Here is a 16,298-nt window from a genome sequence, read left to right on the forward strand (position 1 = left end):
CCATCAGAAAGGCCCCCACCATGTTCACCCTCTCCACCACCGTTCACAATCGCTACAACACCGCCCTCATCTACGTGGGCATCCTGGAAGAAATCCGCGCCGAGCTGATCGGGGAAGCTATGGACAACCGCGTCTATATTTCCGAGGATTTCGCCGACCAGGTGGAAGTCGTCTTCCCCACCGACCCCAGCGAGCTCGACGATGATGCAGTCCTCGTCACCCCCCGCGAATTGACCCCGGAGCTGCTGACTGCGCTGGCCGCAAACATCTTGGGCACAAGCGTCAAGCACATCACGGTGGAAGAGGTCGCCACCCCTGCCACCACCGACACCCTGGCCGGTCTGGTCGACAGGGTGCACCACACTGGACCAGAGGTGGCTCGCATTATCGCGAAAGGGACCGTGGAGGCCAACAACACCAGTCCGCTCATGGCCGTCAATCCTGCGGCTATGACCGAGCGTGAACTGGGCCGGCTCTGGCAGGCGGCGAGCATGCTCGCAAGCGAACTGCCTCATGACACTGCGGATGAAGAAGAACTGGAGGTGGCTGTGAAGATGGCCACCTCGGCGGTCGAGTTCAGCGCCCTGGAGCTTGAGCGCGCTCGCATCTACCGCGACGTCACGATTCGAGTGGCAGTGGCCAAGGGGCTGTCCGGCGCTAATGTTGCGCGCGCTGCTCACGTCACCCGTCAGCGGGTCGCCAGCATCCTTGCCAACTAGGTTGACTTACATCCGACCCCTGGAGATAACTCCAGGGGTCGGATGCTGTTTCCTTGCCTGTCATTGACGAACGCCTAACGGGACGCCCGGACGAACACAACACAAGTGTGCCGTCTTGCGGAAATTAGACGCCGAGCGTCCCGTAAAGCCGTTGCAGTGGCAATCCCGTTAGCCGTGCCCCTAACGGAATGATCTGGGGAGGTCGTTGCCACCCCATGTGTCCCATTGCACTAGTCCACCTGTTTGCGTGGCACCGTGACGCCTTAGCACCAAGGTGTCTTTGCTCCGTGGCGTCACGTCCACTTAGCGCCAAAGTGCCTTGGTGCCAAGGCGTCTAGCAGACAAGACGCACCGCCGCCAAGTCGTCATGTACCCAAGGGGGCATCGACTGCCCGGGGTCGCGTGTACGGAGCAAAGCACGCCGACGCGATGTCGAGGCTAGGTAGGACCTCCTGGGATGGCAGTGGCTTGACCGAGCGCTCCCGCGCCCCCTACGGGGCTTGGGCTGCCGCGAAAGCCGCTGGGGCGGCTTCCTTGCCCTGAGAACGTGTTCCTGGCGCGTGTCGGTGCCTAGGGTGGGGTCATGCTTATCGGTTACGCCAGATGTTCCACAGCTCACCAAGATGTCCAGGTGCAGATGGAAAGGCTTAAAGAACTCGGGGTGGACGATGACCAGATTCTCGTCGACCACGGGTACTCAGCCACGAGTCGCGCGCGCCCAGGCCTTGAGAGGGCGTTAGAGCGTCTCCGTGCAGGCGACGTGCTTGTCGTGACGAAGCTGGACCGTCTCGCCCGCAGCGTGGCGGATGCGCACGCTATCGCCGGGGAGGTCCACGACAAGGAAGCTGCACTGCAAATCGGGGGCAGCATCTACGACCCCCGTGATCCGGTTGGCAAGCTGCTTTTCTCGGTTTTGGCCATGGTCGCGGAGTTCGAACGCGACCTGATCTCCATGCGTACGAGGGAGGGGCTTGCGAGAGCTGCAAAAGCCGGTAAGTTGCGCGGTAAGCAGCCGAAACTCACCGACATGCAGCATCGCCAGGTTGCCCGTTGGATTGAGGAAGGCGAGCTAACACAAGCCGAGATGGCCGCCATCCTCGGCGTGTCTACGTCCACAATTTCGCGCACCCGCAAACGCCTGGAGACGACGGGTGTGCTGTACTCCACAGAGAGGTCAGACTGACAATGTACTCCCTTGATTCCGCGCAGCTGTCCGACGGTCAGCGTCGTCGCCTGCGCAACCTCGTGGTGTCCTCCCAGATGGACGGCCGCCCGCTGGCCGCCGAGGACATCGACCGCCTCATCCGGGTCACGCTCGGCGAGCTGACCCAGGATGCCGCCATCGAAGAAATTCGCGCCGCAGCGCGCGCCGAGGATGCCCGCATCATCGCCGAGGAGGGGCTTGAGGGGGTCGATAGCCCGCTGCTGTCCGACCGCCAGCGCCGCCGGGTGCGCGAGCTTGCCGCCCGCCGAGAGGCTATCGAGGGCCGCCCGAACCCCCGCTACGTCGACAGCCTGGTGCGCCAGGCTATCGCCTACGGCTCCAACGGGACGGAGGGGTAGAAGATGGCCGACTTCACCTGGTCCCTGGACGATCCGGTCGATTACGCGATTAACCCGGTCTATGAGGAGCTGCTGCGCGAGCGGATGCAAGGCAACTTCACTGCCCACGACGCCATCACGTACTCCAACAACCGTGAGACGATTTCGGGCGGCTACATCCACGAGTGGTACTACGAGGTGCCTGAGGGTGGCTACGGGCACGCCAAGCTCAGCGACGAGCTGAAGGCGGTGTACCAGGAACAGCTGCCGTACATCGTCCGATCCGACGCTATTCCGGCCCAGGACTGGCGCAGCGACGACGTTCTCATCGCGCTCGGAGACGGTCGTGAGCGTCGGCTGATGCCGCCGGACCAGATTGCCGGCGCGATGGAGCAGATCGATGCCGCCTATGAGAACTTCCCCTGGGATGAAGTCACTGCTGAAGACCGCCTCGAAATGGTCGCGCGACTTCACGCCATGCTCACGGAGGTCCACCCCTTTTCCGTCTGGTCCCGGGTTGCTGTCGAAGACACCATGACGGTCATCGCAGAGCGCCACGGCGTCAATGTCCGTACCGATCCCGGCGGTCAGTCGTACGCGGAGGATGTGCACAAGGCGCGCGCACTCCAGAACGCCGAGCAGACCATCCTGCGGGCAGAGTCCTATGATCCGCAGCCAATGCTGGAGGTCTACAAGCGCTTCCACAGCCGCGAGCCTGAGGACACCCGGATCGAGGAGGCAACCGCCCGAGCTGTCACTGACGCCGAGTGGCACCAGGTCAACACCTGCGAGGAAATCGTCACTGACGATGCGCGGCTCGCACTGCCCCTGCACATCGATATTGACCTTGACAGTCTGGTGTGGCGCGACGTTGATTTCCCTAGCTTCGATGAGTTCACGGCACCTCGCACGCAGGTCGCTCATGCTGCTCCGTTCGTTTTCCAGACCATTGTGGAAACTGACCCTGCGCTCCACGACAACGGGGTCTCCCTCATGGTCTTCGACACGGGCAGTGGCTACGTTGCTACGAGCACCGAGTGGGACGCGGATCCCTGGCTTGCCGATGTCTTCGGCGCAGAGAAGTGGGAGGCGTTCGTGCGCGCTCGGGGGCAGGAATTCAGCACCCCAGCGTCGGACTTTGCCGCCCCGGGTACGCTCAACTTTGGTGACGCCCGGACCGTGGATCCTTCGTGGGAAGAGGCGTACGTAATCGATGAAGACGCGCCGATGCTGACCGACTGGTCCCCTGCCGACTTCGAGACGCCGAACGCCCCCGCCGCAGAGGGCGAGAACGCACCGTTGGCAGCAGTCGTCGCAGACGTCGATGCTGACGAGTACAGCGACTTCGACGAAGTAGTGGCCGATGCGGACGATGAGGACGTCCTATGAGCCAGCAGGATGACGCTCGCCTTGTCATCGCTGTGAGGAAGGCGAACGCATTGTGATCCGGGTGGAACTTGACGACTTTCGGTTGAGTTCCCCTAACGTTGCCCAGCCCGGAGTGGTGTTTCACACTGCCCGGGCGGGTGCCGTTACGGGGATCGACGGCACCGAATACACCGACGTTGAGGTCCGACTCCGCGACGGATGGCTCCCTACAGACGACGGTCATGGCGCGAAACGTCTTGGCGTCGGCTTAGAGGTCTTTGACGGTGACGAGAAAATTGCCGAACAAGTAGTTTTCGACCTGGACAAAGGCCCTTGGCGCAACCCCAAAATGTCGAACATCTTCGGCTCGCTAGGGACTCACCATCTACTCAGTAAAGCCTTCGACGAGTGGCTGCCGCTGTGGGATCAAGCTCGAAGTTTTCTCCCCGACCAGGCGCCCAACGACCTCAGTGACGCGATGCAGAAGCGCTGGGAGGCCTACCTTGATCCAGTCTCAGGAGACTTGGCCAACAAGGTGGGTATCTACGGCGAAACATGGGCCACTGTCGAGGCGAATCTCGTCGCGCAACGGGCACTGGAAGTGCCACTCGAAGGCTTTCGCTTTGCCAAGGCCTGGGACAATCTCGCAGCTACTCACGAGCACCTATTCAAGTACTGCTACGAGTGGGCAGGCAAGCCCCGTGAGGTCGACCTAGCGAAACCAAACCCGTTTGCAGACACCGGCCAGAGCAACTACTGCCCTGTGTCCGCTATGCCTGAATGGGTCAGCATTGTCGAAGATATCGAGGCGCGACTCTTTGCAACTGAAGATCTCGAAGACAAGGTCACGCTACTAGCCCAAATGCACGCGACGCTCAACTATATTCATCCGTTCCGCGACGGAAATGGGCGCGCTATCCGTACCTTTATGGAGCAGGAAGCCGCTACTGTCGGCGTGTTTCTGGACTGGGAATCGGCGGATAGTGAAGTTATCTCGTTCACGTCTATAGCGTCACTTGTGGGTCGCCAGGGTCCCGAAGAAGCACCCTTCATCAGCATGTATCGCGACATAGCAGAGGATATGGACTACGCGATGGACTCTCAAGGTTGGGAGCTACTCTCCCAAGCCGAGCAGGAGAGAGATAGCGCAACCAGTGCACCGAACCTGTCCGCCTACATCGGAGAACAACGCCCTGACTTCTATGATGACTATGACGACGACCAAGTCGCCATAGAGGACTCTGTCAGTGAGCTTTAACCCCTCCTGCTCTCCTGTCCCTGCCGCCACCCCGCCCTCGGGGTGGCGGCTTTTTCTGCGCTCCACAACCTTAAGATTTTAGAGCCAACTACAGCCACCACAACGCGGCGAAGGCGGGGCAAGACCCTTGAGGTCTTGCCCCGCCGGAAGTAACGCGCAAGGGGCAGCTGCGGTGCTGCTTCTGTGCCGTTTTCGATCCGCGCGGTGCCCGCCCTTAGGCGGGCACCGCGCCGCGCCTGGCACATGATAACGCGTCCTGATTAACCCAATGCTTGCGAGTCGCTAGACCCGCCATCTCCATAGTCCTGATCCTGCACCTGCGACGCTTCCTCAGCGCTTTCCGAATCCGTCTTCACCACGGAACCGTCGACGCTGTCATCGTCCGGGTGCGCTAGTTCAGCGATTCTCTTGACCTCCTTTGCAGGCAACTCCAAGGCCTCCTGAATGAACTTCCACGTCAACCCGGTGCTGTGCAATTCCGCAAAAAGTGGCGCGATCTTAGCTTCCAACCGCGCTCGCTTATCCACGAGCGACAGGACTTCCGCGAGAAGCTCCTCGCGCCGACGTGCGACCTCTAGGGTGCCTGCAAGCGCATCACGTGCACGCTTCCTAGAGGACATGCTCTTCGATGAAATCTTCGTCATGTACCCCACTGTAGCGGGTACATCCGTACCCTCGCATCACCCCCGAAAAATCGGGGGTTCGTGCCATACACAGTATGCATTATTAATGCGAGTGTTTTTCTGGGGGTGTATGCTCACACCCATGATGTCGCTACGAGCTGTCCACGCAGGTGCTGGGTACCAGTACCTGCTTCGCTCGGTTGCGACCAACGACGCTGCTGACCCCACTGTTACCGATCTCGAAGACGGCCAAGACGGTGAAGCAACTGCGCTGTCGAACTACTACCAGGCCAAGGGAACACCCCCTGGCCGTTGGCTCGGTTCTGGGTTGCAGGGCTTTGACCACAAGAAGCTCGTTACCGGTGCTCTCGTCGACGAACAGCAGATGGCAAATCTCTACGGCATGGGCTTGCACCCAGAAGCCTCAGAGATCTGGGCGGTCCGTAACGTCTATCGGGATGCGCAGCTTGGTCGCGCTTTCCGCATTTCGACCAACGACATTCCGGTCCTGAATGCACTGCGCGCAGCGGAGAAAAGCTTCGTCCGCGAACACCAGCGCACCCCGACCGCTGCCGAGCGTTCCGAGATGGCGGTGACGGTTGGCACGCCGTTCTACTGCAAGGCCACCGGCTACACCTCCCCAGCCTCCAAGGACGTCGTCGCTTGGATCAACCAGCAGCAAACCAAAGTCACTCAGGCTGTCAGCGCGTTCGACTTCACGTTTTCCCCCACCAAGTCCGTCAGTGTGCTGTGGGCGCTAGCAGACGAAAAGACAGCTAACGCGATTGCAGCCTGCCACCACGAAGCCGTCGCCGAGGTCATCGCATGGACTGAGCGGGAAGTGGCACGCACCAGGGTCGGAGCAAACGGCATTGCACAGGTGAAGACTCGTGGCCTCATCGGCGCGGAGTTTACACACTTTGACACGCGCACCGGTGACCCGGACCTGCACTCGCACGTGCTGATCTCCAACAAGGTCCAAACCGAAGACGGCAGATGGCTGTCTCTGGACGGCCAAGAGATCTTCCACAACCACCAAGCAATCTCTGCGCGCTACGACGCTGTGCTGATGGAAAAGCTCACCCGCAAACTCGGCCTGGAGTTCTACGCTTCTTCCCGCGCCGACGCAGTCGAGCCGGTGTGGGAAGTCTCAGGCGTTCCCGAGGAACTCAACGCGCTGTTTTCTTCTCGTAAAGAGCTGGCCCGCCCAGTCTTTGACCAAATGGTGGCCGACTACATCGAGGCCTACGGCAAGCAGCCCGACAAGCAGGTGCAGCGACGCTTGTGGCAAGAAGCCATTCTCGCCACCCGTGACGAGAAAAAGCCTGCCCAGTCTCTCGACACGCTACGCACCCAGTGGGCAGATCGTGTCCGTGAGCTAAACGGCGGCGACGAGCTGCTTGGCATTGTGCGCAACCTCGTCAACTCCGAGCGCCTCACAGCTGCCGCAGAGCCAACGCGCCCAGAGTTCACCGACTCCGACGTCGACGACGCCGCCGCAGTCGTGCTCGCTCGCGTCACAGACAAGCGCGGCATCTTCGGGGAAAACCACGTCCGCACCGCCACTGCGACGCTGCTTAAGGGGTACCGGTTCCCCAACGCCAAAGCCCTTGACGACGCCATTGAAACTGTCGTCTCCACCGTGCTCACTAACTCCGTAGCCCTAGCACCGGCAGAAGTTCTAATGCTGCCCGAGCAGCTGCGCGGCGACAACAACCGAGGCGTGGACTTCCGCAAGCGCTCAGAGCGCTACACCACCCAGGAGATTCTGGACGGCGAACAGCGCGTCCTCAACGCCTGCGAGCAACCCACCGCCGTCGTTGCAGCCAACGCCACCATCGACGCCGCCCTCGCAGCTCACGAGAAGGCCAACGGCTGGACCCTCAACGAGGGCCAAGAAGCCATGGCCCGCTCACTGCTCACCTCCGGCGCGCTCGTGGCTTGTGGTGTTGGTCCTGCGGGCACCGGCAAGACGACTTCCATGCAAATCGTCAACCGCGTCTGGCAGGACGAGGGCCGCAAAGTCATCGGCCTCGCCCCCAGCGCTAAAGCAGCCGCGATCCTTGGCGAAGAAATTGGCGTCGACGCCACTACAATCGACGCCTTAACGTTCGTCTGGCGCGGTGGTCACCCCACTAAGCCCGCACATGACCCCTCAGCTCTCCCCGTCGACATCCAGCCCGGCGACATGCTACTCGTCGACGAGGCTGGCATGGCCAGTACCCAGAACCTCGCCGCACTCGTAGAAATCGCCGAAGCCACCGGCGCTGTGGTGCGCATGATCGGCGACCCCCACCAGCTCCGCGCAGTCGGCGCTGGAGGCGTCTTCGGCTACGCCTGCAAGCAAACCAACGCCGTCGAGCTGACCCACGTCATGCGCTTCGACAAAGGCCGCGACACAGCCCAAGCAGACGCATCCCTGCAACTACGCAAAGGCGACAAAAAAGCCCTCGACTACTACTTCTCCAACGGGCGCGTCAGCGCTGGCACCCGCGAGGCCCAGATCTCCCGGCTTGTTGACGACTTCTTCGCTGACCGCGAGCTGGGCCGCCGCAGCATGATGATCGCGACGACCAACGCCGACGTTGATCGCCTCAACGAGATGGTACGCACCCGACTCATCGCCGATGGCGTAGTCTCCCCGGACCCCGAGGACACTGTCACCGCCGGACGCGGGCACCAAGTCAGCACCGGCGACGTTGTGATCGCCCGCAAGAACCAGACCTTTTTCGCCCACACCGGTGGCCGCCGCGTCGCCACAGGCAAAGTCCTCAACGGCCAAATGTTCCGCATCGTCGGCACCCGCGCAGACGGCAGCCTCGACGTGGCCGACACTGTCACCGGCAAGCGAATGCTACTGCCCGCCGACTACGTTGCCGACAACATCCACCTCGGGTACGCAGCCACCGTGCACCGCGCACAGGGAGCGACCGTGGACGTCTGCCGCAGCCTAGTTGACACCTCCATGAACCGGCCTGGCCTGTACGTGGCGATGACGCGCGGCAAGAAAGAAAACCACGCCTACTGTGTGACCGACAACCCCTTTGACTTCGATGCCGAGGACGCGCACTTCCACATGGCAGGCGTCGACCCGGAGCGCGACGCGAAGAAGATCCTGCTGCACGTGCTCGCCAACACCCAGGGCGGAGAAACCGCGAGCGAAATCCGCGACGCAGAGCGCACACACGCCGTCTCCCGCAAGCGTCTGGAGGAGTTGTACCGCTTCGGCGTTGACGAGGCCCACAGGGTACTTGCAGAGTCGGTCGCCGGCCGAATTATCGACCTGTTGCCCCCTGAGGTTGAAAAGCGCCTCGAGAGGGAAGAACGTGGCCGCGAACGGCTCATCGCCGCGTTGGCCCTCAACAGTGCTGCTGGCGGAGACATCCGACACATCGCCCCCTCCGTCGTCAACTACCGCGAGTGGGACACCGCAGACAGCGTCGGCGCTGTGCTTGGCTGGCGCGTCGAAAAAGCCACACAAGTCACCACTCAGCGCACCACTGGGCTAGTCGCACCTCCCCCGCAGTGGGTGGGCGAAGACGTCGAGCTATGCAACTGGCTACGCGATACCTTCGTGCGGCTCAGCGTGGAGACCAAGGCCCAGCCCGCCCCGGAGTTCTCCCCGGGCGACGTGGTCGAGGGCGCATTGCTCGACGGCAGCCACGCGCGCAACCGCACCATCGAAGACGTCCGGTTCGTCAACTGCGACCTGACTGATTTCGACTTCTCCGGCTGCACCCTACGTCACGTGACGTTTGAGGGATGTGCCCTCGATAGGGCACGTTTCACCGATGCCAAGCTCGTGGATGTCGAATTCGAGCACTGTAGCGCAGCAGATGCCTCGTTCGAGGGGGCCACCCTTGGCACTTTCCCTGCCCCAGAAGACATCGACAGCATCGAGGACTACGGTGTGCGGCTGCGCCACTCCTGCTTCGACCGTGCCCGCTTTATGTGGACCAAGTTGCGTGTCTTCGTGGCTTTCCAAACAAGCCTCATCGCGTCCCGCTTCAACTCCTCCGAGGACGGGGTGCTGATGCTGGACACCTGTGACGTCACTGACTCCCACATCGTTGTCCCCGACGCAAGCCTGGTGAAAACCTTTGACTGCGTCTCCGAGCCGGAGATCCGTGAGACCGCTAAGCAGGCCAATACGCCCGTACATGCCGCCACCGCCCCCGATGCGCACGACTACGACGCCTGGGACGAGGAGGTCACAGACCACGGAGACGACTACGAGCTGTAGGCCCGTGGGACACCAAGGCCCCGTGTTGCCAAGTGACAGCGCCGCCATGCTGATATGTTGCCTTGTCACCGTGGTGCCAAGGTGCCAGAGTGCCGAACGCGAAGAGGCCCCCTAGCTCTGTGCGGTGAGCTAGGGGGCCTCCCGGGACATGCTACAGCGTCGCCTGATCGGCATCCTCGCTGAGCATCTCGTGGTCATAGGCGTCCACCTCGGCGGCTCCCCCGAGGCTGTCGGCGAGGTCCTCGCTAGGCGAGATGTCTGACAGCTCAACGGCATTGGCGTAGGCCGTGACAGTCTCGTAGTCAGCGCCGACGATAATCAGGTCGTCGAGCTGCTCGTTACTGGTCAGCATGGTGGGGTTCGCGTCACGCCAGGGGTCTTCGTCCACCAGGTCAAGCGCTTCGGCCAACCCGTTGAGGATGTTGTCGGCAGCTCCCACCGCACTCAGCCGCGTGAGTGCTTGCTGCACCCGCAGCGGCTCAGCGGCATCGCCTGCTTCATCGGCTCCCAAGGCCTCAGCGCCGTCGCGCACCACGCTGGCAGTCTCGGGCAGGCCTCTGCGCTCAAACTCGGCGGCGAAGAACTCGCCATCATCATCCGGGTAGTCGAGGCTGTGACGCACCGCCTCAGCGACCAAGGCACCCAGTGCCATGTGCGTCAGCAGGTTCGGCCCTGCCGGGTAGGGGCGCTGGACGACCACAATCCGAGGCCGCTGACGTGCGACGTGCATCGCGCGGGCGAGCCTGCGTGCGGTGCGGTGATCTCGTGTGCTCATGGGCTAGGCCTCCTGCCTGGATGCGCGGACATAGGTGGTCTTCATCTGCGCGGTCGGCAGCGGCTGCATGGGCACATCGTCACGCTTGCAGTCGGCGAACACGCTCTCGGACTTCATCAGCCGGTCCATGTGGTAGTCAGCGTACCGGTGGTAGAAAGACTCGCGGAAGCTAAACGGGTCGTCGACGCGAAGCTTCTCAAACTTCCTCCACAGCGCGTCCAGTCGGCGCACGGCCTCCGGGTGGCGGTACCAGATTGCCGACCAGTTAGGCACCCGCCCCTGTGATTGACCGTAGGTGGAGACCAGCTCGCACATCACGAAGTCGAACATCGACGGGTACATGGGTGCGGGAATGTCCGCACCGGCAGCCCCCTCAGGCATCAGCGCGAACGCGTCCACCACCGGCGGACGCCTGCGACGCGGTCGCTGCTGTGCTGTCTGGCTGCTCTCTTCGGCAGCGGCCGGCACGGGGTCCTTGGTCTGCTCAGCTGTACTGTCAGCTGCCACCGATGGGCGCTTTTTGTTGCTGCGTCGTAGGTCCGTGCGACGCGGTCGATGCTCGGGTGGTTCCGCAGCGGTCTTTGCCGCCATGCCCAGGATCTTCTCCCGGTCGAAAGAGCTGACGACCTGACGGCCGTCAGGGGTTGTTTCAATCTGCATCCGTGACTCCTTTCTCCTGATCGCTGTTGTCTCTCAGCGCTTTGTTGTGTGCTTCGATTGCAGCGTGCTTGCGTCTAAGGTCTGCGACCTTGTTCAACAGTTCACGCCACCGGCGCTTGTCAACCCCCGGTGGAACTGGAGGCTGTTCGTGGGGCATCGACTACCTCTCGAGGATGGCTCACTTCAAACCCGGCAACGCGGCCTTGATGTCGTCATCCCAGTAGGTGCGTTCCCAGAACGGCTCCAGCTGCGCAATCAGCGGCCTGCGCTTGGCAGCAAAGACCACCGCGCGGTTGTCGCCGAGGGACGCCAGCTCCGCGACGGTGAGGATCTTCTTCTCCCGTGTGGACCACGAGACTGAGCGATTGCCCTGAGAGACGGAGACGCTTTCTGTCCACTCTTCGAAGTCGCCAATTAGTGCTTCCATCTTTTGCAGCATCTTCTCGTCCCTCACGCCGCCACCGTAGAGCAAAATCGCAGAGGCAGACCACAGCGCCTCCATCCCCTCCTCGCCCCACACAGATACGCCCTGGGCGTAGGACTGCAAGATGGTCATGAGGATGATCGAGCGCGAGCCATAGTGCGAGTACAGCCTCGGCAGCTGGGGCCAGCGGACGACGTTGGCCGCCTCGTCCAGTGGGGCGACCAACGGCACCGGCAGGCGGCCACCGTTGGCTTCACCGTAGGCCTCCGCCGCCTTCATCACTGCCGCAGTCAGCGCGGTGGTTAGCGCAGCTGCGTTGTCCGCCCCCTCCTTGGAGAGAATATAAAGCGTGTCATGAGCTGAACGGACGAATGCGTCCGGGTCAAATTTCCTTACACCTTCCGTCGGCGTGATCCATCGTGCAGCTTCACGCCGCCCCAGTGGCATAGCAATCTGCGCAGCCTGAGAGAAGAAGCCCGAGCGAGTCTTCTCCGTAGTGTTGTACTGCCCCTGCAAGGCTTCGGCCTGCATCGCCCAGCCATGTTGCTCCAACAGGCGCACGGGGGTCCGGTCGGAGTCGTCGTTGACCCACTTGAAGACGTCGGTAATTGGGCGGTTGTCCACCGCCGCCGCGAGGAAGAGTCTGGAGAGCAAGTCGGTCGCCTGATTTGCGAAGAACGCGTCGCCGCCAGAGTTCTCACCCTGAGATGCACACTTGAAGATGTCTGCCAGCTCAGTGGCTGCCGCATCCATGGTGGCCTCTTCACGTCGCACCAGGTCCAGCGGGTCGTAGAACCACGCTTCCTGGTCGAAGCCGTAAGCAATCCGCTGAGGGTCGAAAGCGAAGACCTGACCACGGGGACCGGTGATGCCAATCGTCTCGTCGATGATGTCCCGCTTGTTCGACGTGGTGAGCACCGGCCCTGGAGCGTCCACGATGGCTGGGATCACCTGGGAGGTGGTCTTACCCATACGAGGGCCAAAGATCACCAGGTACAGGTCTTCCCAGGTGGAGTACAACCCCGTCGTAGTATTCGGCACCTTGCCCAGCCGCAGGCCGGGGTGCGTGGGCGCCAGCTCGGCGGGAAGCCACTTCTTCGCCTTTGCGGCTGCGGCATCCTTGCTCAACGACTTGATGTCACTTGCTGACGCCAAGTGCCTGGCCGCCGTGTCTACGACAGGCTTGGGCTTAGTGATTCGACGCAGAACGACAAAGATTGCCGCAGCTACCACGATGACGACGAGAGCGACCGAGGTGATGATCGCAGGGGTGGGGAACGGCATTTTTCTTCCCACCACCATGAACAGCACCTGAATGGGGTTTCCCGGAATCTCCTCCGGAACCCCGGTTGTGGCGCGAGAGACACGCACCCCGATGTTGACCACAACCACGGCCAAAAAATAAAGCCCCAGGACAAGGAAACCCAGGATCGTGCGTGGGTCTGCCGTAACTCTGCCCGCATTACGGGCGTTCGTGCGTCCGCCTTGTTTACTCATCGGCGATCACGAGCACCAGCTCCTCGAGGTTGTTGTCCTGCCAGCGCTTGTACCCAGGTTCACCGGCCATTGCCACGGCACGGTCGTCTTCCGGATCGACCGCGATCTCCACAGCAACGCCCAGGCGTGCGCCCGCAGCGACGAGCCGGTCCTCGTCCAAGTGGGGGCACGTGGTGGTCAGCACGAGGCGGCCAGTAGCCTGCTCAGCCGCTGCCAGAGCCTTAGATGCCAGCCACACCGCCTTGTCTGCCACCGACTGCTCAGCAGTGACGGCATCGCCCGCTACGCGGATGCGGTCGTCGCTGAAAAAGTTTCCGTACCAGATAGCGTCGCGATCCTCGCTGACGATGGCGAACGACGCCTTGTCGTCGTGCTCCACGGCGGCTGCCCACAGGTAGACGGACGGTGCGTCGGCCGAGATGTCGGCTAGTTCCTCAGCCTTCTTCGCGTCACGAGCGGCGAACGTCTCCTCACGCAGCTGGTCGTAGTTGACCCCGATGCGCTTCAGAGAGTGCTTGAACTTGCCGAAGTCGGGTCCATTGTCCCAGCCCTGCTCCTTGGCGAAAGCCTTGAGCACTTCGTGATCCTCAGCAGCCTTGAGCGCAGCCTTGTATTCGGCAATCACCGAGTCGATCTCCGCCCAGCGCTCTTTCTCCTTGGCTGACAGCGCCATAGTGATGACCCCTTTCAAGGGTTGTAGACAGTAGTGACATTGGACAGCTTGAAGGGTCTTGCGAATCCTCGCAAGACCCTTCACATCATCGCGGCCCGCAGCCTGCCACTAGAACACCCCGAAATGTTCGCTCGGCGGGTACTGCAAACGTGTCATGTACCAAGTACCATCTTCGCCCTGCTCCATGAATGCCCTCATCGGGAACGGTGCATAGGGGATACTGCCGCCGGTGGTCGTGACGACGAACTGACGGACGTTACAATCCACCCACGCTGAGTTCTTCGTTTCGTACTCGACCCCCTCGCACTCCGAGGTTCCTAGGACATGGTCACCACTACGCGCCCATGCTTGCCAGCGCGGCGAGGGGACCTCGCCGCGCCAACCTTCCCCAGGGTTGATGAGGTCCTCTCTCAGCTCACCTGCCAGGTAGCGGCTCGCTACACGCACGTTCGCATCGTGCTTCGTGGCGTCGATAGAGGGCTGGAAGTCCCAGAGCGCTGCGGTCGCTTGCTCTGCGGCCGTGATCAGATCGACGCTAGGGGCGAGCGGGTCTTCATCACCGTGCAGATGATCGCGGTCCTCTGCGTGACTGCGCCCATGCTCATGGCCACCATGGCCAGCGTGAGCACTGCGATAGGCCTGCACGCCCCAGGCGATGCCACCCGCAAGCACGAGTGCGGCAAGCACTGCCACAAGCACTTCCAAAGCCTTTGTCCTGGACGTCTCCAAAGTTTTCATCCTTTCCTAACTCAAGTCTACTTTGTACCTTTTTTATATTTGTCCAGATTGCCGGTGATGATACGCACATAATCTCGCGTTTCTTTCGATTCGGGCATTCCCCCCTCTTCGAGCACGCCGTAAGGCCCACGATTATACGCCGCGAGGATTACTTCTTGCAGATTGTTGAAATCGCGAAGCTGACCCGATTCATATGGTTCACGCATCTGATCCGCAAGGTCGCACATGTAGTGCGCCTGCGCCATCACTGCATCTCCAGGGCTATTTGGGTCACCCGCACCAGCAGGACCAGTGGGGTTACCGTCGTCGTCGACGGGATAGCCGTAGGCCTGCCACGTCTTGGGGATGAACTGCGCGTACCCCATAGCGCCCATGCCGCTGACGGCCCCTTTCTGGAAAGCCGATTCTTGCTGCATCTGGGCTGCCAGCATCGGCGCGTCAACCTCGGGACACACCTGGGCACCGATGGCGAACCACCGCTCAAATTCTTCCGGCACTGTCCCCGGAGCCAGGTCATAAGACGCATGATCCCCGCCATGGGTTCCACATCCCCTGTCAGAGAGCGTGTAGCCACTGCCATCGCCTGCATCATCTTCAACCATGTAGACCGGCTCATCGGCCGTCGCAAACGGCGACTCGTGGAAAGTGATGTGCACGTGATCAAAGTGGTTGGCCCTAGGAGTACCGCGATCTGCCATGAGGTTACCTTCACCCTCTGAGGGAATGTAGGTCTGCTGCCAGATCATGTACTTGATATTCAGCTCGTGGCGGTGAGCAAAGAACCAGTCTTTAATCTCCGTGCCGTGTGCTTGACCTCCGGTCGAATCCCAGTGGTCCACCATGATGTCGATGGCGAAGCCGCCGGGGTGATCCGGAAAATCTTTGTCTGGGCGCACGCCACCGATGCCATCGTTCTTTTTGATGTAATGGTGGAATTTCGCTGCTGCGATACGCATCCCACGCTTGGTATCGATGCGCAGACCCCCCTCACCGGCAGGCACGCCGAACTCACGGGGGTGCGGTAGCTCCTCACCAGGTCCAATTGTGGGGACATTGCCGTCGAAGCCGGAGATAGCAGAGGGGGTTTCTACCCAGTTGTCATCATCAATTTCCGCCACCGCGATGCCATCACCAGGATCGATGCTGACGTGCTCGCGGCCACTGTCACGTTGTGATGCGCCGTCCGTTGCTCCCCCTTTGGCCTTTTCCAGCCATCCTGTCGGATCGACTCCGCCTGACGAGGAGTTCCAGGTGCCGGGGTGCACCTCGAAGTGGAGGTGGGGGCCGGAGGAAGCGCCAGAGTTACCCTCATCGGCGATGTGATCGCCTGCGCGGACTTGCTGCCCAGCGGCGACGTAAACATGGCCGGGGTCAATGTGCCCGTATACCGTGGCGAAGCTCTGGCCGTCTTTGACGTGGTCAATGACCACCCAGCCACCGAACCCCGATACTCCGGTGTCCTGGGCGTATTTCACGACACCGTCGGCGTAGGCGTAGAGCGGTGTGCCGTGCGGTCCAGCTAGGTCAACACCGTAGTGAAAACCGCCGTCGCGCGGGCCGTAGCCTGAAGACATGGGGGTCGCCGGGTCAATCGGGTAGGCCAAGCCGTCCGATGTCACCGGCGCAGCTGCCGAGGTACCCCGCGTACGCGGGCCTGCGGGCTTCTCGCACTTGTCTTCGCCGCTGCCAAGGACCACCACGAATAGCACCAGAAACAGCACCAAGGCCACGAGGAACACCCAGATTTTCTTCCGCATTCCACCGAGTAAAAGCATGGT

At 61.7% G+C, this 16,298-nt stretch carries 13 protein-coding genes; 6 read left to right on the top strand and 7 right to left on the bottom strand.

Annotated features, from left to right (window positions below; genetic code table 11):
- Positions 1–20 precede the first annotated feature (20 nt).
- From C1Y63_RS06135 to C1Y63_RS06155, 5 genes are all read left to right on the top strand, one after another.
- The gene (locus tag C1Y63_RS06135) at positions 21–719 is read left to right on the top strand and encodes a hypothetical protein (protein WP_106015591.1); all 699 of its coding nucleotides are present in this window, start codon (positions 21–23) and stop codon (positions 717–719) included.
- Positions 720–1,302: 583 nt separating this feature from the next.
- Complete coding sequence (locus C1Y63_RS06140; RefSeq protein WP_106015592.1) at positions 1,303–1,902, top strand: recombinase family protein; 600 nt, start codon at positions 1,303–1,305, stop codon at positions 1,900–1,902.
- Positions 1,903–1,904: 2 nt separating this feature from the next.
- A complete protein-coding gene (locus tag C1Y63_RS06145) occupies positions 1,905–2,282 on the top strand; it encodes a hypothetical protein (RefSeq protein ID WP_106015593.1) in 378 nt (125 codons plus the stop codon).
- Between the two features lie 3 nt (positions 2,283–2,285).
- The gene (locus C1Y63_RS06150) at positions 2,286–3,650 is read left to right on the top strand and encodes a hypothetical protein (protein ID WP_106015594.1); all 1,365 of its coding nucleotides are present in this window, start codon (positions 2,286–2,288) and stop codon (positions 3,648–3,650) included.
- A 61-nt stretch (positions 3,651–3,711) separates the two neighbouring features.
- Complete coding sequence (locus tag C1Y63_RS06155) at positions 3,712–4,887, top strand: Fic family protein (RefSeq protein WP_146128879.1); 1,176 nt, start codon at positions 3,712–3,714, stop codon at positions 4,885–4,887.
- Between the two features lie 260 nt (positions 4,888–5,147).
- Here the strand turns inward: C1Y63_RS06155 and C1Y63_RS12680 are convergent, their stop codons facing one another.
- Positions 5,148–5,531, bottom strand: coding sequence for a hypothetical protein (locus C1Y63_RS12680; RefSeq protein WP_158256097.1), 384 nt, complete (start codon positions 5,529–5,531; stop codon positions 5,148–5,150).
- A 121-nt stretch (positions 5,532–5,652) separates the two neighbouring features.
- On the opposite strand from C1Y63_RS12680, the gene mobF reads away from it, so the two are divergent.
- A complete protein-coding gene (gene mobF, locus C1Y63_RS06165; protein ID WP_158256098.1) occupies positions 5,653–9,753 on the top strand; it encodes a MobF family relaxase in 4,101 nt (1,366 codons plus the stop codon).
- A gap of 151 nt (positions 9,754–9,904) precedes the next feature.
- Here the strand turns inward: mobF and C1Y63_RS06170 are convergent, their stop codons facing one another.
- From C1Y63_RS06170 to C1Y63_RS06195, 6 genes are all read right to left on the bottom strand, one after another.
- On the bottom strand, positions 9,905–10,528 hold the full coding sequence (locus C1Y63_RS06170; protein ID WP_106015598.1) for a hypothetical protein: 624 nt from the start codon (positions 10,526–10,528) through the stop codon (positions 9,905–9,907).
- 3 nt (positions 10,529–10,531) lie between these two features.
- Positions 10,532–11,188, bottom strand: a complete 657-nt coding sequence (locus C1Y63_RS06175; protein ID WP_106015599.1) for a DUF4913 domain-containing protein — start codon at positions 11,186–11,188, stop codon at positions 10,532–10,534.
- Positions 11,189–11,366: 178 nt separating this feature from the next.
- The gene (locus C1Y63_RS06180) at positions 11,367–12,767 is read right to left on the bottom strand and encodes a type IV secretory system conjugative DNA transfer family protein (RefSeq protein WP_233195602.1); all 1,401 of its coding nucleotides are present in this window, start codon (positions 12,765–12,767) and stop codon (positions 11,367–11,369) included.
- A 334-nt stretch (positions 12,768–13,101) separates the two neighbouring features.
- Positions 13,102–13,782: a hypothetical protein gene (locus tag C1Y63_RS06185; RefSeq protein ID WP_106015601.1), complete on the bottom strand. Its 681-nt coding sequence runs from the start codon at positions 13,780–13,782 to the stop codon at positions 13,102–13,104.
- A gap of 108 nt (positions 13,783–13,890) precedes the next feature.
- The gene (locus tag C1Y63_RS06190) at positions 13,891–14,520 is read right to left on the bottom strand and encodes a hypothetical protein (protein WP_106015602.1); all 630 of its coding nucleotides are present in this window, start codon (positions 14,518–14,520) and stop codon (positions 13,891–13,893) included.
- A 17-nt stretch (positions 14,521–14,537) separates the two neighbouring features.
- Entirely contained in the window at positions 14,538–16,277 is a 1,740-nt protein-coding gene (locus C1Y63_RS06195) for a M23 family metallopeptidase (protein ID WP_158256099.1), read from the bottom strand.
- Between the last annotated feature and the right edge of the window lie 21 nt (positions 16,278–16,298).

It is taken from the genome of Corynebacterium sp. 13CS0277, assembly GCF_002994655.1.
Lineage (GTDB): Bacteria > Actinomycetota > Actinomycetes > Mycobacteriales > Mycobacteriaceae > Corynebacterium.

Bases quoted from the DNA above. Each gene is read 5' to 3' on its own strand.
- C1Y63_RS06150 (WP_106015594.1), top strand. From the start codon at position 2,286: ATGGCCGACTTCACCTGGTCCCTGGACGATCCGGTCGATTACGCGATT.
- C1Y63_RS06190 (WP_106015602.1), bottom strand. From the start codon at position 14,520: ATGAAAACTTTGGAGACGTCCAGGACAAAGGCTTTGGAAGTGCTTGTG.
- C1Y63_RS06195 (WP_158256099.1), bottom strand. From the start codon at position 16,277: ATGCGGAAGAAAATCTGGGTGTTCCTCGTGGCCTTGGTGCTGTTTCTG.
- C1Y63_RS06185 (WP_106015601.1), bottom strand. From the start codon at position 13,782: ATGGCGCTGTCAGCCAAGGAGAAAGAGCGCTGGGCGGAGATCGACTCG.
- C1Y63_RS12680 (WP_158256097.1), bottom strand. From the start codon at position 5,531: ATGACGAAGATTTCATCGAAGAGCATGTCCTCTAGGAAGCGTGCACGT.
- mobF (WP_158256098.1), top strand. From the start codon at position 5,653: ATGATGTCGCTACGAGCTGTCCACGCAGGTGCTGGGTACCAGTACCTG.
- C1Y63_RS06170 (WP_106015598.1), bottom strand. From the start codon at position 10,528: ATGAGCACACGAGATCACCGCACCGCACGCAGGCTCGCCCGCGCGATG.
- C1Y63_RS06140 (WP_106015592.1), top strand. From the start codon at position 1,303: ATGCTTATCGGTTACGCCAGATGTTCCACAGCTCACCAAGATGTCCAG.
- C1Y63_RS06135 (WP_106015591.1), top strand. From the start codon at position 21: ATGTTCACCCTCTCCACCACCGTTCACAATCGCTACAACACCGCCCTC.
- C1Y63_RS06175 (WP_106015599.1), bottom strand. From the start codon at position 11,188: ATGCAGATTGAAACAACCCCTGACGGCCGTCAGGTCGTCAGCTCTTTC.
- C1Y63_RS06145 (WP_106015593.1), top strand. From the start codon at position 1,905: ATGTACTCCCTTGATTCCGCGCAGCTGTCCGACGGTCAGCGTCGTCGC.